Here is a 25,802-nt window from a genome sequence, read left to right on the forward strand (position 1 = left end):
CCCTGTAAATTTACGCGTTTGCTTGTTTGCGTTTACGCCATTTATTAAAACCAACATAGCCTAACAGTATTACCAAAAATGGAATGAAAAATGATGTTGCTTTACCACTGCCACCAACGGTTGTAAAAAAGCGTTCCCAACGTGCATTAGGGAAACCATCCCAACTCATCCAAATGAATACAGGTTTTCCAACAACATGATCAAAAGGTACAAAACCCCAAGCGCGTGCATCAATAGAATTATGGCGGTTATCACCCATCATCCAATAATAATTTTGCTTAAAAGTGTACGTTGTAGCTAATGCATCATTAATAAATATTTGGTTACCTTTTACTTGTAGTTTGTTGTGTTCGTATTCTGTAATAACGCGTTTGTAAAGTGGTAATACATCAAGATTTATGTCAATTGTTTTTCCTTTTTCGGGTACGTAAAGTGGTCCAAAAAAGTCACGATTCCATTGGTAATTTGGGTCGTGTGGAAACGTTTCTTCAGGTGTACCTTCGCCTTCTTTTTGTTTATTAGGCACAATGTTTACAACATCTGGATGGTTTTTAAATTTAGCTAGGGCTTCATCACTTACAGCAGATAGCAAATAGCTGGTGCCTTGGGCATCCATAGCATAAATATTATCGGTAATATCATAGCGTTTTTTTAAATACTCAGGATTTAATCTGCCTTTTGTTTGCACATAGTAACTAAATTGAAGTTTGGCTCTGTCTGGCAATTCATTTTTTTTACCGTTTATGTATACGTAGCCATCTTTTATTTCAAATGTATCGCCGGCAATGGCAACACAACGCTTAACTAGGTTTGTTTTTTTATCAATAGGCTTGTAGTAATTCCTGTCTGGATGAAAATCGTTCATATCACGAAGTGTATCAGCAGGTTGATTGAATACTACAATATCATTTCTTTTTATTTTTTGAAACCCGGGAATTCTTAAGTAAGGTAGTTGTAGTTTGTTTAACCACGAGGTGTTTCGTTTAGAAAAATCGTCATCAAATACATACGATTTTGTTTTTAAAACAGGAATGGTATCATGCACCATAGGAGCTGCAACGGTTGTCATTGGCACTCTGGCACCATAATGAAATTTGCTGACAAATAAAAAATCGCCGACTAATAATGATTTTTCTAGTGATGACGACGGAATTGTAAACGGTTGCATAAAATACGTATGCACAATAGTGGCAGCAACAATAGCAAATAGTACAGAGCTTGTCCATTCACCCGATGATGATTTAGGGTTTAAATCTCTATTTTCTATATAACTAACATCTTCAACATAGTTTAAATAGTAGTTATAAAAACCTAGTGTTACCACAGCTAAAAAAGTATCTAAGTATTGGTTTTTACCAAAACTTCTAGCAGTTTCAACCCAAATTATAGCAAACATAAAAAGGTTTACTATAGGCAGAAATAATAAAATTACCCACCACCACGGTCTATTAATTATTTTCATTAAAATAACACCGTTATAAACAGGAATAAATGCTTCCCATGCTTGTCTGCCGGCTTTAATGTATAATTTCCAAGTGCCTAATGCATGTATCACTTGAATTATTAAAATTAATATGAACCATTGAGATAATGACATAGTTTTATGTTATTGTAATTGCTTGAAAACAATTAGGTTAATTTTTTAGCGCTTCAAATTTGCAGTTTTTCTGGGTGAAATAAAAATTATGAGTGCGCATTTGTGCCCATTTAACAAAGATTTACAACTTTATTTAATGCCCAAAACATCATTCATTGAAAAAACCCCCGTTTTTCCCACTAACCATTCTGCAGCAACCACAGCACCTAATGCAAAGCCTTGCCTGTTGTGAGCCACATGCTCAATGTTAATAGTGTCAACCTCGCTTGCATAATTAACTACGTGCGTACCTGGTACATCGCCAATACGCTTTGCTACAATTGGTATAGCGTTATTGTTTTTTGTTTCGTTTAACTCCCAAGCATTATAATTTGTATTGTTTTCAATAACACCTTCGGCTAAAGTTATAGCTGTTCCGCTAGGAGCATCTAATTTTTTTGTATGATGAATTTCTTCCATAGTAACATTATATTGTTTTAAGTTACTCATCATTTTTGCAAGGGTTTTATTAAGTTCAAAAAATATGTTTACACCTAAACTAAAATTTGAAGCATAAATAAAAGCGCCTTTTTTATCATTACAAAGTGTAACGGCTTTATTGTAATTTTCTAACCAACCGGTTGTGCCAGAAACTACAGGAACATTATTGTTTATACAGTTTGTTATGTTTCCAAAAGCAGCTGTAGGTAGGCTAAAATCTATAGCAACATCGGCTTGAGTTATATCATAATCTACATCATCTTTATCAATTTTTAACACCACATCGTGTCCGCGGCTAATTGCTATTTTCTCAATGGTTTGCCCCATACGTCCGTATCCTAATAAAGCAATTTTCATGTGTTTAATTTTTGAAAGGTTATGTGTTTTATAGCTGAAAGTTCAAAAAAAATAATGAACTAGAATTTAAAATTTAAAGTTAAACCGGCATTACTTTTTCCGTCAAATTCATTGAATTTATAATGTGGTGCCAAAGATAGGTTTTCATCTACATTATATTGCAGTAAATGAGCATCAACATTGGCATCAATTATGTTTAAAGCATAAATACCAATGGTTACAAGTAATGATATTTCTTTATTTCTTCGATAAAATTTTTGGGCGCGTTCTAAACCTTCGGTAGTAACCCGTTCGGTAATAGTGCCATCGGGAGCAACGCTTAAAAACTCATCATCAGAAAAACCAGCAAGTCTTCTTTTGTAGGCGTCACGATACCTGTTATACTCTTTATTGTTACTGGTGTAAAAGTAAATACCTGTACCTAAAGCACCCCAAACTATGGGAGCTTTCCAGTATTTTTTGTTGTAAATTTGACCCAAACCTGGTAGAATAGCAGAGTAAAATGCTGCTTTTGATGGAGATAAAGGGTCTATTGGTTCTCTTGTAATTACAGAGTCTACTACTATTTCTTTTGAAATTTTTTTTCGTTTTGATTTTTTTTCTTTTTCTTCTTGAGCTACCAATGAAAAACAAAACAAAAAGGCTAGTACACTTACTATTAAGGATTTATTTAGCACCTTCAATTAATTTTTTAATACGATTAAAGTCTTCTTCTGAATGAAACGGAATGGTTATTTTTCCTTTACCATTTTTAGAAACTTTAACGTCTATTTTGTGTCCAAAGTATTCAGAAAACACATTAATGCCTTTTTTAATGAACTTAGGTGTGTTTTCTTCGTTAGTTTTTTCTTTGGATGGTACTGTAACCTCGTTAGTTGCGTTATAATTTTTAATTAAGGTTTCTGTAGCTCTTACTGAAAGTTCATTTTCTAACACTTTGCCATAAATATCTAGCTGAGTTGAAGTGTCTTCTACAGAAATTAACGCACGCCCATGCCCCATAGAAATAAAACCATCACGCATGCCCGTTTGTATAATAGGGTCTAGTTTTAACAAGCGTAAATAGTTTGTAATGGTTGAGCGTTTTTTACCAACACGCTCACTCATTTGTTCTTGGGTTAGGTTAATTTCATCAATTAAGCGTTGGTAAGAAAGCGCAATTTCAATAGGATCTAAATCTTGGCGCTGAATATTTTCAACCAAGGCCATTTCTAATGATTCTTGGTCGTTTGCTATTCTTACGTATGCTGGTATTGTTTCTAAACCAAGTAGTTTTGAGGCTCTAAAACGTCTTTCGCCTGAAACTAATTGGTATTTGTTAAATTCTAATTTTCTAACTGTTATTGGTTGAATAACACCTAGTTCTTTAATTGAAGTGGCTAATTCTTGAAGTGTTTCTTCATTAAAATTAGTTCTTGGTTGAAACGGATTTACTTCAATATAATCTAAATCCAATTCAATAATATTACCCACAACTTTGTCTGCTCCTTCATCTTGAGCAGATTGAATGTTGTTTTCAGGGTCTTTTAATAAGGCCGATAAACCTCTTCCTAAAGCTTGCTTCTTATTTGCCTTGGCCATTTTTTAGGAGTTTTTATTTATAATTTCGTTTGCCAAACTTAAGTAGTTGTTAGCGCCTTTACTACTAGCGTCATAATTTATTATGCTTTCGCCGTAACTTGGTGCTTCACTTAAGCGTATGTTTCTTTGTATTATTGTTTGAAAAACCATATCGTTAAAGTGCTTTTGTACTTCTTCAACAACTTGGTTTGATAAGCGTAAACGCGAATCATACATTGTTAGTAGTAAGCCTTCAATATCTAAACTTTTATTGTGTATTTTTTGTACACTTTTAATGGTGTTTAATAGTTTGCCTAAACCTTCTAAAGCAAAATATTCGCATTGAATAGGTATTATTACAGCGTCTGCAGCAGTTAATGCGTTTAATGTTAGTAAACCTAATGATGGCGCACAATCTATTAAAATATAATCATAATCATTTTTAATATCGCTTAAAGCTGTTTTAAGCATATATTCTCTAGATTCTTTGTCAACCAATTCAATCTCAATAGCAACCAAATCTATATGAGCAGGTATGATATCAAGATTGGGAGTTTCAGTTTTAATTATAGCTTCTTTGGCAGTGTGCGAATGCTCTAGCAATTGGTATGTACCAATTTCAACAGATTCTACGTCAATACCAATACCTGAAGTTGCATTTGCTTGAGGATCTGCATCAATTAATAATACTTTTTTCTCAAGAACACCTAGCGAAGCTGCTAAATTAATTGATGTAGTTGTTTTGCCTACACCACCTTTTTGATTAGCAATTGCAATGATTTTACCCATTAAATAGTTCGGTTTTAATAACGGTAAAAATACAATTATTTATGAGGAATAAAAACCCATTTTGTTAACAATGCTTAAATAAAACAATAATGTTGTTTTTAATAGGTTTTTTACTAAAATCAATCTAATAAAATTTCTAATATTTTAATAGCAGCATCACTAATTTTGGTGCCAGGTCCAAAAACGGCAATGGCTCCGGCATCAAATAAAAACTGATAATCTTGTTTAGGAATAACACCACCAACAATTACCATAATATCATCTCTTCCGTAATTTTTTAAAGCTTCAATGACTTGCGGAACAAGGGTTTTATGGCCTGCAGCCAATGACGAAACACCTAATACATGCACATCATTTTCAACGGCTTGTTTAGCGGCCTCTTGTGGTGTTTGAAACAAAGGACCAATATCAACATCAAAACCAATATCAGCATAAGCAGTTGCTACAACTTTAGCACCTCTATCATGGCCATCTTGCCCCATTTTGGCAATCATTATGCGTGGTCGTCTGCCGTCTTGTTCAGCAAAAGCATCAGCTAATTCTTGTGCTTTTTTAAATGATTCGTTGTTTTTCACTTCTTTGCTATATACACCCGAAAACGATTTTATTTGTGCTTTATAACGCCCAAAAACAGTTTCTAAAGCATCACTTATTTCACCTAAAGTGGCACGTTCTCTGGCTGCTTCAATAGCTAAAACTAGTAAATTTTCTTTACCTGTTTTAGCTGCTTCGGTTAATTTTAAAAGCGTTTGTTTTACTTTTTCAGTATTTCTGGCGGCTTTTAGTTTTTTTAAACCTTCAATTTGTTGGTTTCTTACGGTTTGGTTATCAACTTCAAGCGTACTAATTGGAGCTTCTTCTTCAAGAGTATATTTGTTAACACCAACAATAATATCTTGTACAGCGTCTATTTTGGCTTGTTTTTTGGCAGCGGCTTCTTCAATACGCATTTTTGGTATGCCAGCTTCAATAGCCTTTGTCATGCCACCAAGGGCTTCAACTTCTTCAATTAAACTCCATGCTTTTTGGGCAATATCATGTGTTAGCTTTTCAACGTAGTAACTACCTGCCCATGGGTCTACGGTTTTGGTAATATGTGTTTCTTCTTGTAAAAATATTTGTGTGTTACGGGCAATTCGTGCTGAAAAATCGGTTGGTAATGCAATGGCTTCATCTAAGGCATTGGTATGTAAACTTTGGGTGCCACCAAATGCGGCGGCGGCGGCTTCAATAGTGGTTCGGGCAACGTTATTAAAGGGGTCTTGCTCGGTTAAACTCCAGCCACTAGTTTGGCAATGTGTGCGTAGTGCTAATGATTTTGGGTTTTTAGGATTGAATTGTTTAACAATTTTAGCCCATAGCATACGTGCGGCACGCATTTTGGCAATTTCCATAAAATGGTTCATGCCTATGGCCCAAAAAAATGATAAACGTGGTGCAAAGGTATCAATATCCATACCTGCTTCAAGGCCTTTTCTTATGTATTCTAAACCATCGGCTAGTGTGTAAGCTAGCTCAATATCGCAAGTGGCACCTGCTTCTTGCATGTGGTAGCCAGAAATACTAATGCTATTGAATCTAGGCATGTTTTTACTTGTAAATTCAAAAATATCAGATATTATTTTCATTGAAGGCGAAGGTGGGTAAATGTATGTATTACGCACCATGAATTCTTTTAATATATCATTTTGAATGGTGCCCGATAGTAATTCTGGTTTTACACCTTGTTCTTGTGCAGCAACAATGTAAAATGCCATAATAGGTAAAACCGCGCCATTCATGGTCATTGAAACCGACATTTTATCTAAAGGAATTTGGTTGAAAAGTACCTTCATGTCTTCAACCGAATCTATAGCTACACCTGCTTTTCCTACATCGCCAACTACACGCTCATGATCACTGTCATAGCCTCTATGTGTTGCCAAATCAAAAGCAACAGATAGGCCTTTTTGACCTGCAGCTAAATTTCTGCGGTAAAATGCATTACTTTCTTCTGCGGTGCTAAAACCTGCATATTGCCTAATAGTCCAAGGTCTGCGTACATACATGGTGCTGTACGGACCGCGTAAATTGGGAGCTATACCTGCCACAAAATCTAGATGTTCTAAATCTTTTAAATCGTTTTTTGAATATGTTGATTTTATTAAAATACCTTCAGAAGTTTCAAAGGTATCATTGCTTTTGGTTTTGTTGCTCTGGCTATTTTTTAGGGTTATATGTTCAAGGTTTTTTCTCAAAAGACGGTAATATTTTTATTGTTGTTTAGGTGAAGTTGGTGTTTTGTTAAAATCTACTTTTGTATCAACTTTATGTGGGTTTACTTTGGTTAAATCTACCTCAAAAAGTTTAGCGTAAAAGAATTCAAAAGCAATAAATGTAGCTAAATGTTTATCGTTTAAAGCGCTTCTGTAATTAGATACAATTGGTGGGCCTATAAGTTTTGTGCTTAAATCATTAACAGAAAGTAGCGCATTAAAGGTTGTTTTTAAATTGGTGTTTTTTAAGTTTTCTGCAATGCATTTTACAAGTGAACTATTATAATTCAAATGGCTTTTTGTATTGTTGGCGTCCCAAAGTGTATTGTCATTTTTTAAAGCTTTAAATACATTTATAGTGTGTTGAGAAATAACACTTTCATAAGGTATTTTACTATAAACCGCATTTCTAATAAATTGGTTGTAAGCATAGGTTAAATTAGGTTGTGCGTTGTTATTTCGGCTATTTTTTCCGTAGTAATTTAAAATGTCTTCTTCAAAAGCATATAAAGCTTCTGCATAAAGCTTAGCATTAGTGTTTTTACAAGCAATTGTAGCGGGTTTGTTGGTGTATTTGTACTCTAAATTGCTAGTGGTGTTTTTGCAGTTAAATAGTACAAAAGTTAATGCTAAAATAAACGTTTTAAAAATAGATTTCATGGGTTAAATTAATTTGTAAAATGTGTTATGATTCGGTTTTTAAACGGTTTTGTTCTAAAGTTTCGGCTAATCGTCTTTCAATTACAGGCTCAATAAGTGTTTTTCTTTTATTGGTTTTAACAAACGGATATAGCTCTAAATTGTTTTTCATTTTATCTAAACTATTTGGGTGTTTGTTTGTACCTAAAAGCACTAGTGTTCCGTTGTTAAATTGTTCAGTTTCTTTAGCAGCACTTTCTTTTATTTTGCGCTGAATAATGCCCGATTTTAGTTGTTTTAAAAAGCCGCCATTTGTTTCAATATTTTTAAATAACTCTAAAGCTTTTTCGGCTAATTGTTGGGTTAAATTTTCTATGTAGTAAGCACCATCGGTAGGGTTGTTAACCTTATTGAAATAACTTTCGTGTTTTAAAATTAATAGTTGATTTCGGGCAATTCTACTACCAAAAGCATTGGTTTTATTGTAAACACTATCATAGGCTAAATTACTAATGGTATTGGCGCCACCTAAAATAGCACTCATGCATTCTGTGGTTGTGCGTAGCATGTTAGTGTTATAATCATAAATTGTTTTATTGCGTTTATTTGGTGTTGCAAAAATGTGGCACTCTGTATTTGTTTTGTATTCGTGGGCTAAAGTTTGCCATAAAAGCCTAAGAGCTTTAAGTTTGGCAATTTCAAAAAAATAATTTGAGCCAATAGCAACATTAAAATTTATTACAGCGTTTTGTGGCAAAGTTAAGACGTTTAAATACTCATTAGCATGTGCTAAAGCGTACGCTAGTTGTTGTACTATATTGGCGCCAGCATTTTGATATAAGGTAGTATCTATACTTATACTATTTGTTTGCGAAACAATAGCTTTAAATGTATTAAAATCTGTATTTAAATTTGCGTACCAATTTCCTATTTTTGCTAGATTGTGAATAATATCATTTTGAAAAATAGCCGTTTTTTTGAATTTTGAATATGAGTTTTTTATGAAAGATTCTGATATGAAATCACATTCAAAATATAAAGGTGTTTCATCAATATTAATAGCGTTTAATAGGTTTTCTATTGAAATTGAATTTGAAGGAATGATAAATTTGATACATTCGGCGCCTTTTTTTAAAGCGTTAATAGCGCGTTTGTTGGCTGTTTTTTCATCAGCAACATAAATAGTTTCGCAAATACGCCATTTTGTTGCTTGCGTGTTTGAAGGGTTTGGAAGAGCGTTAAAATCATCAGCATGGTAAAAGGGTTTAACAGTAATATCATGATTTGTGTGCCAGTTAAGTGTAGTGTTATAATCAGCTCCTTTTAGGTCAAACTGAATTTTTTGTTTCCACTGTTTAGCTGAAACTGCATCAAAACTGTTAAACAATTTTTTGCTCATTATTTTTTTGTTTTTAGGCTGTCTTCGTATTCAATAATGAAAATTTCTTCATTATCACGTTTCATGTAATATTCTTCTCTAGCAAATTTTTCTAAACCTTCGTCTGTACTAAGTTCTTTGAGTGCTTTATTATCTTTTTCAATTTCCTTTTTGTAGTATTCTTTTTCATCTTCTAAATCATTAATTTCAGAATTTAATTCATGATGAATTAGTAGCGAATTGGCGTCAAAAAACAACATCCATATACCAAAAGCTACCAGAATTAGTATGAATATGTTTTTGAACGGTTTAAAAAAAGGATGTTTTAAAAATGCCATTATAGCTTTTCGTTTATAATTGTTCTAACAATATCAATAGCAACGGTGTTGTATCGGTTGTTTGGTATTATAATATCAGCATACTCTTTCATGGGCTCAATAAATTGCTCATGCATGGGTTTGAGTGTGTTTTGGTAGCGCGATAAAACTTCATCTAAATCTCTGCCACGTTCAGAAATATCACGTTTTAGGCGTCTAATTAAGCGTTCATCAGAGTCTGTATGTACAAATATTTTAATATCAAACATATCCCTTAATTCAGGGTTAGTTAAAATTAAAATACCTTCAACAATCATAACTTTTCTTGGGTGTGTTAAAATGGTATCGCCCGTACGGTTATGTTTTACAAATGAATACACAGGTTGGTGTATAGGTTTGTTCTTTTTTAATTGTTTTAAGTGCGCTTCAATAAGTTCAAAATCTATAGATCTTGGATGGTCAAAATTTATATTTACGCGCTCATTGTATGATAGGTGAGAGGTGTCTTTATAATATGAGTCTTGTGAAATAACACCTACTTCACCTTCTGGTAATTCTTTAAGAAGCTGGTTTACTACGGTAGTTTTACCGCAGCCTGTACCGCCTGCAATTCCTATTATTAACATGTGTTTTTGCCTATAATTATAAAGGCAAATTTAAAATTATTTATTGTATTTTTTTAGTGTATTTGATGTTTATATTACGAATAATTAAATAAAAACCTAATAAAAATTATTTAAATGCATAAACAATGTTTGTGGTTTAGTTTACATTTTGGGTGTTTTCAACTTCGGTTTTTGTAAATATTTTGTCGTTTTTATTACCCCAAGTGTTGGTTATATAATTCATAACATCGGCAATTTCATCATCACTTAAGCCTATAGTGGCCATGGTGTTGTTGTATGTTTTTCCGTTTACAATAATTTCACCCGAAATGCCAAATTTAATGGCTCTTATGCCGGCTTTTCTGTTATTCATTAAATAATCAGATTTTGCCAGTGGCGGATATGTATCTTTAACGCCTTCACCTTTAGCCATGTGGCATGTTATGCAAAAATCATTGTAAATTTCTTTACCGTTTTCAATACTTTGTTTTAGGTTGTTTTGTGCCTGAGCAAATGTAAATGATAAGCAGGCAACTGCAAGTAGGTAATAATTTTTCATCATCTTTTTTTAATTAATTTGGAACAATTTTAACAATGCCGTGATTTTCAACGGCTAAATATATAAAACCATCTGGTGCTTGTATAACGTTTCTAACTCTACCAATATTTTCGAAAAGTTTTTCGCGCTTAATAACTTTATTATTTTTTAAAATTAAGCGTTCTAAATATTGAAACTTTAATGAGCCTACTAAAACATTACCATTCCAGTTGGGGTATTTATTTGAAGATACAATGGCTAAACCACTAGGAGCTATTGACGGAACCCAATAAAATAGCGGTTGCTCCATACCTTCTTTTTCGGTAATATCAGTAAATGTGGTGCCGCTATAGTTAATGCCATATGAAATTACTGGCCAACCGTAGTTTTTACCTTTTTCAATAATATTTATTTCATCGCCACCTTGTGGCCCATGTTCATGGGTCCAAATTTTACCAGTTACGGGGTGTTTTACCATGCCTTGTGGATTACGATGCCCGTAGCTGTAAATGGCTGTTTTAGCATTTTTGGTGTTTATAAACGGATTGCTTTCTGGCACAGTGCCATCATCATGTAATCTGTAAATTTTGCCGCAATCTTTACTAATATCTTGCGGGTTTTCATCTCTGTTGCCGCGGTCTCCAACCGAAAAATATATGTAACCTTCATTATCAAAAGCAATTCTAGAGCCAAAATGTTGCCCCTTTTTTGTGTTAGGCGCTGCTTTGTATAAGGTTTCAAGGTTTTCTAGTTTATGGCCATTAAATTTCGCTCTAACTAACGCTGTGTTACCGCCCTCACCGTTACCTTCGCTAGATGCGTGCGTCATGTAAATCCATCCGTTGTTTTCAAAATTTGGGTGAGCTTTAATATCTAAAAAACCACCTTGCCCACGTACATAAACTGTTGGTGCGCCTTCAATAGTTGTTTTTTTTCCATTTTTAAAATGAATTAAGTCGCCGTTTTTTTCAGTAATTAGCATGCTGCCATCGGGTAAAAATGTCATGCCCCACGGTATTGTTAAATCTGGCACAACCATTTCTGTTGTGTAACTAATTTCAGTAGGAGTTTCAGCTTTAATTTCAGACTCAACTTGTTGTGCACAAGCAGTGCATGTTAAAAATATAATGAGTATTAAACTTAGTTTTTTCATTATTAAAATGTGTAATTTAAGTTAAAGCCACTGTAAAAATTTACAGGATTTCCCGGATAGTAATATCGGGGTGCATTACCGCCAAAACTAGAGGCGTTAATTAAAATTTGCGATGCATACTTAACATCAAATATATTATTTATACCAATAAATAGGTTTGTTTTTATGTTTTTATTTAGTTTTTTTTTGAAACCTATTTTGGTGTTTGTAAGGTTGTAAGGTTTTGAAAATAAGTTGTTAGCATCTGTAATTGGTATTTTTCCAACGTGTAAAAAATTAATATTGCCATAAATTCCATAAGGTATATTAAAGCTAGTATTAGCATTTATTGTATTTAGAGGCACACCTGTAACCTTGTTGCCAGAGTAGTTATTTGTATTATCAATAAAGTGTTTGAATTTGTAATTAGTTAATGATGCGTTAATGCTACTGCGTAAATTTATTTTTTTGTTTGAAATTATATGGTAATTAATGCTGGTTTCTAAACCGTTGTGTTGTGTTTTACCAGCGTTTATGCCAATAAATTGGTCTTCGGAAGTTCTTTGGGCTACTAACAAATTTTTTAAGCTTAACCTGTAAATAGCTATGTTAAGTTGAAGTTTATTGTTTGTTGATGTAGCTCTTATGCCTGTTTCAAAATTCCAGCCTGTTTCTGGATTTAAATCGGTATTAATTAATCCGTTTGGTAATAGTGTTTCGTTTAAAGAAAGTGGCGAAAACCCATGACTTATATTACTATAAATATTGAAATTTTTAGTGGCTTGATGTGAGATGCCAAATTTTGGTGATATGATTGTTTTGTATTTGAATTTTCCTGATTGATCAGGGTTCTCAGCACTTGCCGTAAAATTATCATATAGCGTATATGACGTTTTATTTAGGTTTGAACCAATTATAATGGTTGTGTTTGTGGTTGGTTTGTAATTAACTTCAAAAAAAATGTTGAAATAGCTTCTGTTTTCCTCAAAATTTGCAAGCAAATTCCCTTGAACACTACCTGTTTCTGGCGGAAAATCTTCATATAAATTTTCAAAAGTTTTGTATGTGTAAATATCTTTAAAATATTCACCTCCTAATGTCCAGCTTAATGGTTTTTTAAATAGTTTTAAGTTGTTAGTTAAGCGTGTTCTAGCGCCGTAAGCAAAGGTGTTTTCTTTTAAAATATTAAAGGGCCTTGGTTCAAAAGCACTTCTAAAAGAAGAAAAAATACTGGTGTTTTGTTTTAATTTGTTATTGTAGTTATGTTCCCATGATACTCCAAAAATGCCTCTTTTGGAGTCTTCAAAACCTTTAGCGTTATTCCAATTAAAATCGGCCATTTTAGGTGTGTTTTCATAGTTGGTTTCGTTTAAAGAGCTTGGTATAAAAGCTTTTAAATTAACGTAGCTTCCTAAAAAGGATACATGATTTTTATTGTTTATAGAATGATTTGTATGTAGTAAAAACGCTTGCCTATTGTATGTATTATTATCACGAAAACCATTGCTGTGGGTGTTGCTGTAAACAACGTTTAGGCTTTGTTTTTTTGTGTGGTAATTTAAACTTGTTAAGTTTTTAATAAGCCCAAAAGAGCCTATTGTAAGTTGGTTGTTTATAGTTTTTTTATTGAAATTTGAGGTTTCAGGAAATAAAGTAATGGTGCCACCCAAACCGGCACCATAGGTGCTAGATGTAGCGCCTTTTCTAATTTCAATGCGGCTAATGGCGCCAAGTTCAAAATCTTCAATGTTAGTTTCTCCACTACCATTTGTTAATGGAATATCTTTAAAATAAGCTCTGATTTTTGATGTTCCAAACAAGTTTCTAGCGCCAATGCCTCTTATGGTAATACGATTAGTGTTTAGAGCACCAGATTGCATGAAGACACCAGGTATAGTGTTTAGAGTAGTATTTATATTTGTGTTATTGTTTAAATTAATGTCTTTTCTTAAAATAATATGAGTTGTTGTGGGTAGTGTTTTTAGTGTTTGGGGTATTAAACTGCTAGTAACAATAACTTCGTTTAATTGAGAAGGGTTTAGCAATAGTTTAATATTGTAACTTTTACCAAAAAATAATTGTATTGATGTAGTTTTATACCCTGCTTTTGTAAACATATAAATGCCTTCTTCATTTATTTTAAAATTACCATTAACATCGGTAAAAAAAGTTTTAGAAGCTTTTTGGTTTTTAATTTCAACATACGCTAAAGCATTATTGTTTTCTTCTATAACTTTTCCAAATATTGTATTTTGACTTAAACTTAGGGTGCTGATTAATACACAAGTAAAAAGGTAAATAAATTTTGAGTTCACAGGTTTTTTTAATAATTAGCAAGGTATGTTTTTAGATTAAAAAGTACTTGGTTTTGATATTTTTTTTAAAATTAAGGTGTTAAAATGAATAAAAAAATTATATTTGCACCCCGTTACAATTCGGGGTGTAGCGTAGCCCGGTCATCGCGCCTGCTTTGGGAGCAGGAGGTCGCAGGTTCGAATCCTGCCACCCCGACAAAAATTAATACCAATAGAAACTAAAACCTTGTAAATTGTATGATTTACAAGGTTTTATGGTTTTTAGACTATCATAAGAATTGAATTAATATGACTTAATTCGGTTCACAGTTTCAAAACACAAAAAGTGTGAACCGAATCGATGATTAAAATTCTGTAGTTGAAATAGTTGATTTGACTTTCGTCTCGAATGAATGTTTAACCAAAAGGCGACAACAGTACAATCATAAACCACCTTAACCTTGTCATTTCGGGTTAATGCTACACGTATTAAAAACAATCAAGTTTCAGTTTTGGCAAGAGTTACTGTAAATGGTAAACGTGCAAATATTAGTCTGCAACAAAAAGTAATACTTTCCGAATGGAATTCTAACAAAGGAAGAGCAAAAGGGAATAAACAAGAATCACGGCTACTCAACTGATATTTAGACCAGGTTAAAAATAGAATTTACGAAACTCATGACGAATTGGTAAAAGAAAAAGCGTTTATCTGTGCTCAATCTATTAAAGCAAGGTTTCTGGGAGAAGATAATGAAGAGTATTCTTTAATAACATTGGTTGATTACCACAATACCCAAATGAACGAATCTTTAAGTTATGGTACTTTAAAGAACTATTTCACTACTCAATAGTACATCAAACTATTGTTGAAAAAGAATTTGAAATAGAGAGGCTGGAGCTCGTTAAAGATTTATTCGTTTTTAGTTGCTATACTGGCTTATCGTATACTGATGTAATGAACCTCAACGAAGATAATATTACGTTCGGGATAGATGGTGGTAAATGGATAATCACTAATAGGCAAAAAATTCATAACAACGTAAAAATTCCATTACTGCCAATTGCTGAAGAATTGATAGAGAAATACAAAGAACATATCAACACCAAGAAAACGAAAACCTTATTCCCGAATACTTCAAATAAAAAACTCAACTCATCTTTAAAGGAAATAGCTTACCTATGTAAAATCAAAAAGAATCTAACTTGCCATATTGCTCGTCATACGTTTGCAACCACAATAAATTCAAATGGTATATGAAGTGGGACTTCTTGAGATGGTACTAAGTTAGATGTAGTTGCTTCATTTTCAAATATTTTTCACAATGCCTAATCAAGATGTTGCTGTACATGATGGAATCTCTATGACGGATCCGTACGTTTCGAGTATAGTAGTGTTGTTGTTTTTAATTAAGCTATAATGAAATGAGACATGGTTTGGTAGATGGTTATGTTGCTCTTTTAACAAAGGTTTATAATCCAGGTCCTTACGACCTAAATGCTAGCAATAAAGTTTGTTGTTTTAAAAAAAAAATATACAGGTAAAATCAATACAATATCCCTTTTGAGTAATTTGTAAATGAGCGCTCATAATAATTGGTTGTTTTTTCCTACTAAACAAGGTGAATACTGTTCAAAAAAAGGTGAAATAAACATTTGTTGTAGTGTTTTGAACATTTATAATGCACATCAATATTTTTTAATAGCTAAATTTAAAAAACTAAACTAACTAACCACTACAAGCTGAAAAAATTTCATTTAGATATTGGTTCTAAAAAATTTACCAGTTTATTAGAAAAAAAAGATGACCACGCTCACGAGGTGCTTTTTCGTCTATATTATGGTAAATTATTGCACATAGCCAAAGGTTATCTTGATAATTATGAAGATGCTGAAGGTATTGTGCAAAATGTATTTGTTAAAATATGGGAAAAAAGCGAAAACTTATCTGCTGTAAAAAATATTAATAATTATCTTCATACCATAACTAAAAATGCTTGTTTAGACTTTTTAAAGCATCAAAAAGTTAAAAATAACTTCTCAGTTTACTATCAGCAAAGAATTTCAATTCAAAGCCAATTTATTAAAGATGAAGCAGCTTCATTAATTATAGAATCTGAATTACAAGAAACAATAGATAATGCCATAGCTGCTTTGCCAGAAAAATGTAAAAAAGTTTTTATTAAAAGTAGGTTTGAAGGATTAAAAAACGCAGAAATTGCAGAAAAACTTCAAATTTCAAAAAGAACTGTAGATAACCACATATCAACAGCTTTACAGCATATGAGGCTTTATTTGAAAGAATATTTAACACTAATTATCATTTTTTTTAAAATTTAACTAGGTATAGTTTGATAGTTAGTCGTCTATATAATATCAACTAACTATGGAAACCGAAAAACTTTTAAAATACATTAAGGGATTAGCTTCTCAAGAAGAAGCTAAAAGTGTTGTGAATTGGATGAATACTTCAGAGCGTAATATCCAAATTTTCAATGATTTAAAGGCGAAATACATTACTTTAACTTTTGAAGAAACTTTAAAGGTTGTTAAAACAGATAAGGCTTATAATGTTTATAAAAAACGTATAAATAAAAAAAGAACTCATTTATCTAATCTTTTTAAGTATGCCGCATTAATAGTTATTTGCTTAGGTGTAGGGTATTCATATTTCATGTTGAATAATTCTAGCAATAATATTATTCCTGAAGATGCTATTGTGTTACAATTAGAAACAGGTGAAACACAAATAATTACCGAAAATAATGTGGCGGTTTTAGCTGATTCAAAAGGTAATAATTATGGGCAGCAAAAAGGAAATGTTTTGCATTATAATTATAATACAAAAACAGATAAATTAATATACAACACTTTAAAAGTGCCCTACGGCAAGCGGTTTGATGTTGTACTTTCAGATAGTACCAAAGTTACCTTAAATGCGGGTAGCTCATTAAAATATCCAGTTAAATTTTTAAAAGGCTTTAACAGAGAAGTTTTTATTACTGGTGAAGCTTTTTTTAATGTAACAAAAGATAAAGCACATCCTTTCATTGTAAAAGCAGAAGGTGTTAACGTTAAAGTTTTAGGAACACAATTTAATGTGTCTTCATATCCAGAAGATATAGAAACTAAAACGGTTTTAGTAGAAGGAGCAGTAAGTTTATTTAATGAAGAAATAGACGAAGCCGAGACTCAAACTAGATTAACGCCAGGAGAATTAGCTGTTTTAAATAGAGGGACAGGTGATTTAATTATTGAAAATGTAGATGTTTCATTATACACTTCATGGATAAATGGAGTGGTTAGTTTTAAACATGAACCCTTTAAAAATATTATAAGAAAACTTGAAAGGTATTATGATGTTTCAATACAATGTAATGATAATGCATTGAATAACACAACATTTACAGCAAGTTTTAATAATGCTAGTATTGAATATATCTTAGGAACTTTTAAAGAAAACTATAGTATTAACTACACTATAAATAACACAACAAACAAGCCAACTATAATAATCAACTAAACTAAATTATACCACATATGACATAGAGAAAACACTACACAACAAACTAATTTATTATTCTACTTAATCATATTTATGCAAACAAGAGCATAAAAAAACCGGAAAATGCGGGAACATTTTACCGGTTAAATGTGTGATTAAATTAATAACCAACGTAAAGAACTATAAAAGTAATGAAAAACCTTGTTATTCAAAGGGAAAATATTCTCTTTCTGTTACAAAGCAATTTAAAAATGAAACTAACCACAATCTTTTTAGTTGTTGCCTTGTTTCAAACACACGCAAACCCTGTATCTAAAAAAGATAATACCACAGTTACTATTAATTTAGAAAACGTGCGTTTGGAAAAGGTGTTAAATCGGATTGAAACTATTACCGATTATAAATTCATCTATAAAGATGAAGATGTTAACTATCAAAAGCGCGTTACAGTTAATGTAAATAAGAAACCGCTTTTAGAAGTGTTAGATGATTTATTTTTCAATACAAAAATCCAATATAAGCTTTCTAAAAAACAAATTGTATTGAAACCTAAAAAGGAGTCAAAAAATGAGATACCCTTAAAACAAAATCTAACTCAAACAAAGTTTTTGGTAAGCGGTACTATTTTAGATGAAAACGGGCAGCCACTACCTGGAGCAAATGTTATTGAAAAAGGAACAGCAAATGGAGCAACTGCAGATTTTGATGGTGATTTTGCCCTCAATGTAGCTAGTAAAAATGCTATATTGACTGTGTCATTTCTTGGTTTTGAAACTAAAGAAGTACCGGTTAATAATCAATCACAAATTAAAATAGTTTTAAAAGAAAACTTATCAGAACTTGATGAAGTTGTGGTTGTAGGTTTTGGAAGTCAAAAAAAGGAAACAGTAGTTGGGTCTATAACGCAGGCAAAAGGAGAAGAACTCCTTAGGGCAGGAAATGTAGGCACTGTATCAGAGGCTCTTTCAGGTCTTATGCCCGGGGTGTCAACTATGCAGGCAGCTGGTCAGCCAGGGGCTACTCAGGCAAATATCACTATTAGAGGTCAAAGTACATGGACAAATAATGACCCTTTATTTGTAGTGGACGGTGTAGAGCGAGATTTTAATGATATAGATCCCAATGAAATTGAATCTATCTCAGTTTTAAAAGATGCTTCTGCAACAGCTGTGTTTGGTGTTAAAGCAGCTAATGGAGTTGTGGTTATTACTACAAAAAGAGGTAAAAAAGGAGAAACTAAAGTAAGTATAACAAGTAGTTGGGGAATTAAAGAACCCACAATGAATACAAATTACTACGCAGATTATCCAACTACGCTAGAGGCTTTTAATCAAGCTGCTATGAACGATAGAAAATATGAAAGCTTAGTACCTCAAAGTGTTATAGACACTTGGAGAGACCCTAATAGAGACAAAAGATTATATTCTTACACTACATGGATTAACGAGTTGCTTACTACTGGAAAGGCATCACAGTATAACATTAATGTTTCTGGAGGGAATGATTTTGTAAAATATTTTACTTCATTAGGTTATCAGCATGATGGAGATATTTTTGACTTTAATAAGCAAAAAGATTTTGACCCTCGTACTTTTCAAAATAGATACAACTGGAGGTCTAACTTAGATTTTAATTTCAGTGAAACAACAAAATTTCAAGTAGGTCTTGGTGGTAATTTTAAACAATGGAGTGGTAATTCTGTAACAAGGCTTACCAATAATGGTATTGCTCCGGGAGGAGGGGATAGTTTTACACGTATTTGGCAAACACCGCTTGCGGGACCACAACCTATTTTGGAAGATGGTAGGTTAACTACAATTCAAGGAGCTACTGTAAATCCTAATTTTTATAGAATTGAAAGAGAGGGTGAGTGGAAAAGAAGATCTAACACTTTAATAACTGATTTCACTTTAATTCAAAATATAACTGCAAACTTAAAAGCTAGTGCAAAATTGTCGTATAATTTTAGTCAGGGGTATAATAGTAGTATTACAGGAAGTCCTCTGTTTTATTATTATGATGAAGATATAGATGATTTTACATTGCCTGATAATCCAGATGCAGTTGAACCTCCACTTCAAGTAAATGGGGAAAGTATAGGTTATTCAAATAGTAGTTTGTATTACGAGTTTAGATTAAATTATGATAAAACTTTTGGAGATAGTCATGATGTCGGTATTATGGGGCTTTTCTTCAGAAGAAAATCTCAAAACAATGCAAACTTTCCTAGATATGAAGAAAGTTGGGTTGGTAGAGCAACTTATGGATATAAAGGTAAGTATTTAGCAGAGTTTAACGGGGCATATAATGGTAATGAAAATTGGGCTCCTGGTTTACGATTTGGATTTTTCCCTTCAGCTGCAGTAGGTTGGGTTGTTTCTAAGGAAAACTGGTTTGAAGAAAATGTCGGTTTTTTAGATTTTTTAAAGTTTAGATACTCATACGGAGAAATTGGTTCTGATGGCGGAATAGGGAATGATCGCTTTTTATATCTATCTCCTTGGGAATCTAGAACAAATAACAATAACGCCTTTTTCTATGGAAACCCTTTAATAAATTACGGGGGAGGAAATTATGGAGTATTTAGAGAAGGAACACCAGCAGTATTAGATAATACCTGGGAGAAAGCCATTAAGCAAGATTTAGCCGTAGAATTAGCTACGTTAAATAATAGATTGCGCTTACAAGTAGAACTGTTTGATGAGCGTCGAAGAGATATCATCATGCAACGTAATACAATTGCTCCTTGGTTCGGAAATGCGGCTCCAAAAGCTAATATTGGAGAAACAAAAAATCATGGAATTGATATAGAAGTAAAATGGAACGATAGAATAGGTAAAGATTTTGAATACTTTTTGAGAGCAAACATGTCATTAAGTGAAAGTAGAGTAGTAGAACGAGATGATCCACCTTCAACAGACGCATATAGAGCAAATGCAGGAAAACCAATAGGTTGGAATAGTGGTTTGTTATCCGATGGATTGTATAATTCATGGAATGACTTATATAATAGCCCTACATCTGTATGGTTAACAAATGATATAGCAATTCCTGGAATGTTAAGTTATGTAGATTATAACGGAGATGGTATTATTAATCAAAACGATGTAGTACCAATAAACAACCCGTCGTATCCAACAAAAACGTATGCATTTAATTTAGGGTTTAGCTATAAAAACTTTTCTGTTAACGCATTATTTAATGGCATGTTTGATATTTCAAAAAGCTTAGGTAGAATTTATTTATTTGAGTACGAAAGTGTTTCAGTCAACACCTTTCAACTTCTTAATAATGAACAAAGAGATGCTTGGTCTTTTAGTAATCCTAATGGAGTTCACCCTGCATTACGAACATCGGCAAATAGTCATGATACCCAGGCTAGTACTTATACAAATAGATCAAGTAATTTTTTAAGATTTAAAACCTTAGAGGTTAAGTATAAATTTGGTAAAAGGTTAAATGAAGCTATAGGTTTGTTTGATTCTTTTGAATTATTTGCCAATGGAAATAATTTAATGACTTGGTCAGCTTTACCAGATGAGTTTGACCCAGAACAGCGACAACTGCTGGTATACCCACTTGTTAGAAGATACAATTTTGGATTGAGAGCCTCTTTCTAAAAAATAAACAAAATTTAAAAATTATGAAAAGATATTATTTAAGACTACTGTTGTTGTTTACAACAGTGTCTGTACTAATTTCATGTGAGGATTATCTAGATGTTAGTCCCGATTTAGGAATAGATGTAAATGAAGTTTTTACCGACTATTTTAGTACTCGCGGAGCTGTAGACAGGGCTAGTAGATTAATACATAACTATGTTTACAATCAAACTGACTGGTCAAGTGAAATAGGAGCTATGTCTGATGAATGCCAAATGTCTCAAGAAAGATTTCCAACACATAATACCTTAAATGCAGGGGTATGGATGGATTCTGGAGCCAGAGAAATTGGTGGCATGAGGTATATTAATCAGGGAACAGAGTTTGATGGAAGTGACTTTAACTCAGAGCCTGTTGCAAAAGCATTTTTGGCAATTCGTGCTGTTAACTCAGTTTTAGATAACATTGATTTGTTAAAAGAATATCCAACAGAGTTGGGGTATACTCCTCAACAATTGAAAGATCAACTTGTAGGCCAAAGTTACTTTTTAAGAGCATTTCATTATTTTCAAATAATTAGAAGATATGGCGGTTTTCCAATAATGAATAAAGTATATTCTACAAGTTATAATTTTGATGAAGAGCGTCCAACATATTTAGAATCAACAGATGCATTGATTGAAGATTGTGATAAAGCTATAGACTTATTACCTGAAGTATGGAACGATCAAAATGAAGGAAGAGCCACTAAAACATCTGCAAGAGCATTAAAAGCAATGGCTTTACTGTATGCGGCTAGTCCTCTAATGAACCCTGATTTAAACCCATACGGTTCAAATTCTAAAACATACAATATCTCTTACGCAGAAAAAGCAGCAGTAGCAGCAGCTGAGGCTATTAATAGCTATAGCTTAGGAGGATATTCTATGTATTCTATGGATAATTATACAGAAAATTGGTTAAGTAGAACTCCAGGTTTTCCCAAAGAAGCTATTATTGTAGCTCCTTTTTCCAGACATTCAGATCCTGTTGGAGGTATAATTGGTGAAGGTTGGGTACTACCACAATTTGCAGGAGGCTGGTTTGCAGAAAGCCCTCCAACTCATAATGCTGTAGAATGGTTTGAAACAGCTTTAGGTTATGATGTTAATGATCCAGAGGCTGTTACTAATGGTGGGTTTGATCCAAATAATCCTTATGCAAACCGTGACCCTAGATTAAAACAATTAATATTTACACATGGTGACGATATGTTTGAAGGATTACCAAATCCGAGCGGTCAAAATCAAAGAGTTTTAGATGCATCTTCAAACCCTGTTGGATGGCATTATAATTTTGATGTTTCAAAAAACAAAATGTTTACAGGATATTATCACAAAGGAAAACACAGATGGTTAGGATGTGACAGGTGGAATAGAATAGGAGGTTATTATCGTTCAATGCCACACATAAGAGTAGCTCAGCTATACTTAGATTATGCAGAGGCGGTTAATGAAGCATATGGTCCCAATGGTACAGCACCAGGTAGCTCTTTAACTGCAATTGAAGCTATTAATGTGGTTAGAAATAGAGCTAACATGCCTAATGTTTTATCTAAATATTCGGCAAGTAAAGAAGAGTTTAGAAAACGAATATACAATGAAAGAGCAGTTGAATTATTTCATGAACAACATAGATGGCATGATTTAAGACGATGGAAATTAGCAAAAGAAGTTTTAGGTCAAGGAAATATTTATGCAGCAGATATAAAAACTATAAATGGGCAAACTGTTTATGGTAAAAAAATTATTGAAGGGGCAATTCGAGTTTTTGAAGATAAACATTATTGGTATCCATTCCCTCAAGAAGTAATGGATATTATGTCAAAATTTGAACAAAACCCAGGATGGTAAATAAAATAAAAAAGATGAAATACTACATATTATTATTTTTAACTGCCTTAATAGGGAGTGTTTCTGCACAACAGAAAAACGATACGTTAAAGGTTGTAAACTCTAAAAAAGTAGAACTTCCTTTTACCAAAATTGATAGAAATAGGCTGGTTGGTGCCGTAGATATTATTGAAGGAGATGATTTATTGCATTCTTCAGATTATAATGTAGAATCTATTTTAGCTGGACAAGCTTCAGGGTTAGTTGTTTACGAAGGTAACGGGGCACCTGGTTTAGATAATACTTGGATGAAAATTAGAGGGCTTTCTAGAGGGGGGCAAGATGATTTTCCATTAATTGTAATTGATGGAATAGCTAACAGAGCGTTATCTAGTATTGCTATAGATGAGGTAGAAAGTATTCAAATTTTAAAAGACGCTACAGCTAAAATGTTGTATGGTAGTAAAGCTGCTAATGGTGTTATCATGTTAACTACTAAACGAGGTTATAATGGTAAACATAAAGTGTCATTCTATCATGAGTATGGAATAAAAACACCTACAAGGTTACCCCAGTATTTAAACTCTGCTCAATATGCAACCTTGTATAACCAAGCTAGAGTTAATGATGGGCTAGAGCCTATCTATTCTTCAGATGATATTGATAATTATGCAAATAATCCATCAGTAATCTATCCTGATGTTGATTTTTATGATGAATTCTTGAAAAAAAGTACATCTTTTCAAAGATTTAATGCACAATTAATTGGAGGTGATGAAAAAATCCAATATTTCTTAAATCTAGGATATATTCATGAAGATGGAATAGAAAATAAAGGAAGAACTCAAAAATTTGACCGCTTCAACATTCGTGGAAATTTAGATTATACTGTAAATAAAACAGTTTCTATGTTTCTAGATTTAGCAGGAAGAATGGACGTTTGGGATAGAGCTAATATAAGTAATAGCCAGTTTTTTAGTTCCTTGTCTTCACATCGTCCGAATGATTATCCTCTCTGGGCAGGTGAAATAGGAGATACTGATAACCTAGGCTACAGCCCAAGAATTAATACTAACCTTGTTGGTGAACTTGCTAGGTCAGGTTATGTTAATGAAAAGAATTATTATGCACAAACTAACTTAGGTATTGATTTTAATTTAAATACTATACTCAAAGGATTAAGTGCGAAAGGGTATGTAACCTTTGATGTATTCAATAATATATCTATTGGTAAACCCCTAGAGTATTCTAGAATTAGATTTGATGACCCTAACGATTTGTCAATAACAACAAGAATTGGTACTGATAGGTTAGATGGAGACGAAAGCCGAAGAGGAGATAATTCAACTCAAAATTTAGGATTAGTAATGCAAGTAGATTATAAAAGATCTTGGGGTAATAATGATTTACTAATTAATTTGGTAGGAATCAATCAAACACTTACAAGAAAAGCAACTCTAGACGGTCCAACAACTCAACAGGATGATAAAAGTGTAAATATTGGAACTAGGGTAAACTATACCTTTAAAAATAAATATGTTTTAGAAGGATCATCTTCCTACATGGGATCTGATAAATTCATATCAGATAATAGGTGGGGGTTATATGGAGCAGGTGGTTTTGCTTGGTTAGTTTCTAATGAAAACTTTTTAAATGATAATAAATATATAAACTATTTGAAACTGAAAGGTTCTTTTGGAGTAATGGGTTATGATAGGCAAGGAACTTTTGATTACTTATTGTATCGCGATTTTTATCAAGCAAGTGGAGCTTTTAGTACTGGTCCTCAAAACTCTAATACAGAATATGGATGGAGACCAGGTCAAATTGGTAATCCAGGTCTAACATTTGAGGAATCTAAAGAAATAAATGTAGGCATAGAAGCTCAATTATTTAATAATAAAATAGATCTAGAGGTAAATTACTTTAATGAGTTAAGGACTTCAATGCCAGTAGTGCTACGAAACGCTTTACCTGATTATACAGGAGATTTAAAACCAATTGGAAACTTTAATGAAGTATCAAATAAAGGTATAGACGCTTCTATTAGGTATACAGATAATATTAACAATTTTAATTATTCTATAGGCGCAAATGTTTTATACTCTAAATCTGTTAATGAAGTATTTGATGAGCTTAACGAGTATACAACTCAAAACCGAACAGGTCAAGTAGCTGACGGAATATGGGGCTGGCAAGCAGATGGTCTATACCAAGATGTTGCTGATATAGCAGCTCATGGTGTATCATCAGCATTTGGAGATATTATTCCAGGAGATGTTAAACTAATAGATATAACCAATGATAATAACGACAATGTAATAGATCAATTTGATACTAAGTTAATTGGTAATTGGTTTCCTAGAGTAAATTACTCCCTTAACTTAAATTTAGAATATAAAGGTATTGAATTATTCCTTTTAGGACAAGGAACAGCAGGTTCTGATATCATACGAAACGGTTCTTATTACTGGAATACAGGTGAAAATAAGTATTCTGTATTTGCTTTGGGCTCAGCAACACCAGGGGCAGTGTCTAATGCAACATCTCCTAGGTTAACCTCTTTAAATCAATCACATAGTTACCGTACTTCAACCTATTGGTTAACTAATGGAGACTACTTTAAATTAAGAACTGCAGAACTTGCTTATAACTTTAATGAAAGAATTAGCAAGAAATTTGGAGCAACTAATTTTAGATTATTTCTAAGAGGTAACGATTTGTTTACTATATCAAAAATTAAAGATTTAGACCCTGAAAGTTTAAGTTCAGGAATCGCTAATTATCCAGGGTTTAGAACGCTGTCTTTAGGCTTAAAATTAACATACTAAAAAGTTTATTATGAGACAAAAGTTAAATAAAAAAGAAAACACTGTCACAGCATAC

20 protein-coding genes and 1 tRNA gene are annotated in these 25,802 nt (G+C 32.6%); 8 read left to right on the forward strand and 13 right to left on the reverse strand.

The features are described from left to right. Positions 1 to 10: 10 nt before the first annotated feature. From lepB to FUA26_RS10630, 13 genes are all read right to left on the reverse strand, one after another. Positions 11 to 1,597, reverse strand: a complete 1,587-nt coding sequence (gene lepB, locus FUA26_RS10570) for a signal peptidase I (RefSeq protein ID WP_147135559.1) — start codon at positions 1,595 to 1,597, stop codon at positions 11 to 13. A 129-nt stretch (positions 1,598 to 1,726) separates the two neighbouring features. After that, entirely contained in the window at positions 1,727 to 2,434 is a 708-nt protein-coding gene (gene dapB / locus FUA26_RS10575; protein WP_147135562.1) for a 4-hydroxy-tetrahydrodipicolinate reductase, read from the reverse strand. A gap of 59 nt (positions 2,435 to 2,493) precedes the next feature. Next, positions 2,494 to 3,111 carry a DUF5683 domain-containing protein gene (locus FUA26_RS10580; RefSeq protein ID WP_147135565.1) on the reverse strand — a complete coding sequence of 206 codons (618 nt, stop codon included), beginning with the start codon at positions 3,109 to 3,111 and terminating at the stop codon, positions 2,494 to 2,496. Then, positions 3,101 to 4,015 carry a ParB/RepB/Spo0J family partition protein gene (locus FUA26_RS10585; protein ID WP_147135567.1) on the reverse strand — a complete coding sequence of 305 codons (915 nt, stop codon included), beginning with the start codon at positions 4,013 to 4,015 and terminating at the stop codon, positions 3,101 to 3,103. The genes FUA26_RS10580 and FUA26_RS10585 overlap by 11 nt, the downstream gene beginning before the upstream one ends. A gap of 3 nt (positions 4,016 to 4,018) precedes the next feature. After that, positions 4,019 to 4,783, reverse strand: coding sequence for a ParA family protein (locus tag FUA26_RS10590; RefSeq protein ID WP_147135570.1), 765 nt, complete (start codon positions 4,781 to 4,783; stop codon positions 4,019 to 4,021). Between the two features lie 119 nt (positions 4,784 to 4,902). Next, positions 4,903 to 7,020 carry a methylmalonyl-CoA mutase gene (gene scpA, locus FUA26_RS10595; RefSeq protein WP_147135573.1) on the reverse strand — a complete coding sequence of 706 codons (2,118 nt, stop codon included), beginning with the start codon at positions 7,018 to 7,020 and terminating at the stop codon, positions 4,903 to 4,905. Between the two features lie 15 nt (positions 7,021 to 7,035). Beyond that, the gene (locus FUA26_RS10600) at positions 7,036 to 7,698 is read right to left on the reverse strand and encodes a hypothetical protein (protein WP_147135576.1); all 663 of its coding nucleotides are present in this window, start codon (positions 7,696 to 7,698) and stop codon (positions 7,036 to 7,038) included. A gap of 25 nt (positions 7,699 to 7,723) precedes the next feature. Next, positions 7,724 to 9,076, reverse strand: coding sequence for a methylmalonyl-CoA mutase subunit beta (locus FUA26_RS10605; RefSeq protein WP_147135579.1), 1,353 nt, complete (start codon positions 9,074 to 9,076; stop codon positions 7,724 to 7,726). Continuing rightward, positions 9,076 to 9,393 (reverse strand): FtsB family cell division protein, encoded by a 318-nt coding sequence (locus FUA26_RS10610; RefSeq protein ID WP_147135581.1) that lies wholly within the window; start codon positions 9,391 to 9,393, stop codon positions 9,076 to 9,078. Before FUA26_RS10610 ends, FUA26_RS10605 begins: the two co-directional genes overlap by 1 nt. Continuing rightward, positions 9,393 to 9,998, reverse strand: coding sequence for a uridine kinase (gene udk / locus FUA26_RS10615; RefSeq protein ID WP_147135584.1), 606 nt, complete (start codon positions 9,996 to 9,998; stop codon positions 9,393 to 9,395). Before udk ends, FUA26_RS10610 begins: the two co-directional genes overlap by 1 nt. A gap of 136 nt (positions 9,999 to 10,134) precedes the next feature. After that, entirely contained in the window at positions 10,135 to 10,539 is a 405-nt protein-coding gene (locus tag FUA26_RS10620; protein ID WP_246109122.1) for a c-type cytochrome, read from the reverse strand. Positions 10,540 to 10,549: 10 nt separating this feature from the next. Next, a complete protein-coding gene (locus tag FUA26_RS10625) occupies positions 10,550 to 11,668 on the reverse strand; it encodes a PQQ-dependent sugar dehydrogenase (RefSeq protein ID WP_147135587.1) in 1,119 nt (372 codons plus the stop codon). A 2-nt stretch (positions 11,669 to 11,670) separates the two neighbouring features. Next, entirely contained in the window at positions 11,671 to 13,962 is a 2,292-nt protein-coding gene (locus tag FUA26_RS10630; RefSeq protein ID WP_246109123.1) for a TonB-dependent receptor, read from the reverse strand. A 121-nt stretch (positions 13,963 to 14,083) separates the two neighbouring features. Here FUA26_RS10630 and FUA26_RS10635 point away from each other — a divergent pair. From FUA26_RS10635 to FUA26_RS10670, 8 genes are all read left to right on the forward strand, one after another. After that, positions 14,084 to 14,158: transfer RNA gene (locus FUA26_RS10635), tRNA-Pro, on the forward strand. Positions 14,159 to 14,453: 295 nt separating this feature from the next. After that, positions 14,454 to 14,582 carry an Arm DNA-binding domain-containing protein gene (locus FUA26_RS15900; RefSeq protein WP_394344918.1) on the forward strand — a complete coding sequence of 43 codons (129 nt, stop codon included), beginning with the start codon at positions 14,454 to 14,456 and terminating at the stop codon, positions 14,580 to 14,582. Between the two features lie 314 nt (positions 14,583 to 14,896). Next, the gene (locus FUA26_RS15905) at positions 14,897 to 15,199 is read left to right on the forward strand and encodes a tyrosine-type recombinase/integrase (protein WP_147135593.1); all 303 of its coding nucleotides are present in this window, start codon (positions 14,897 to 14,899) and stop codon (positions 15,197 to 15,199) included. A 503-nt stretch (positions 15,200 to 15,702) separates the two neighbouring features. Then, complete coding sequence (locus tag FUA26_RS10650) at positions 15,703 to 16,278, forward strand: RNA polymerase sigma-70 factor (protein WP_147135596.1); 576 nt, start codon at positions 15,703 to 15,705, stop codon at positions 16,276 to 16,278. Positions 16,279 to 16,324: 46 nt separating this feature from the next. Continuing rightward, positions 16,325 to 17,461: a FecR family protein gene (locus FUA26_RS10655; protein WP_147135598.1), complete on the forward strand. Its 1,137-nt coding sequence runs from the start codon at positions 16,325 to 16,327 to the stop codon at positions 17,459 to 17,461. A 233-nt stretch (positions 17,462 to 17,694) separates the two neighbouring features. Further along, a complete protein-coding gene (locus FUA26_RS10660) occupies positions 17,695 to 21,063 on the forward strand; it encodes a TonB-dependent receptor (RefSeq protein WP_186826900.1) in 3,369 nt (1,122 codons plus the stop codon). Positions 21,064 to 21,086: 23 nt separating this feature from the next. After that, positions 21,087 to 22,937: a RagB/SusD family nutrient uptake outer membrane protein gene (locus tag FUA26_RS10665; RefSeq protein WP_147135604.1), complete on the forward strand. Its 1,851-nt coding sequence runs from the start codon at positions 21,087 to 21,089 to the stop codon at positions 22,935 to 22,937. A gap of 14 nt (positions 22,938 to 22,951) precedes the next feature. Next, positions 22,952 to 25,747 carry a SusC/RagA family TonB-linked outer membrane protein gene (locus FUA26_RS10670; RefSeq protein WP_186826901.1) on the forward strand — a complete coding sequence of 932 codons (2,796 nt, stop codon included), beginning with the start codon at positions 22,952 to 22,954 and terminating at the stop codon, positions 25,745 to 25,747. Positions 25,748 to 25,802 lie beyond the last annotated feature (55 nt).

This window comes from Seonamhaeicola algicola, assembly GCF_007997385.1.
Classification (GTDB): Bacteria; Bacteroidota; Bacteroidia; order Flavobacteriales; family Flavobacteriaceae; genus Seonamhaeicola; species Seonamhaeicola algicola.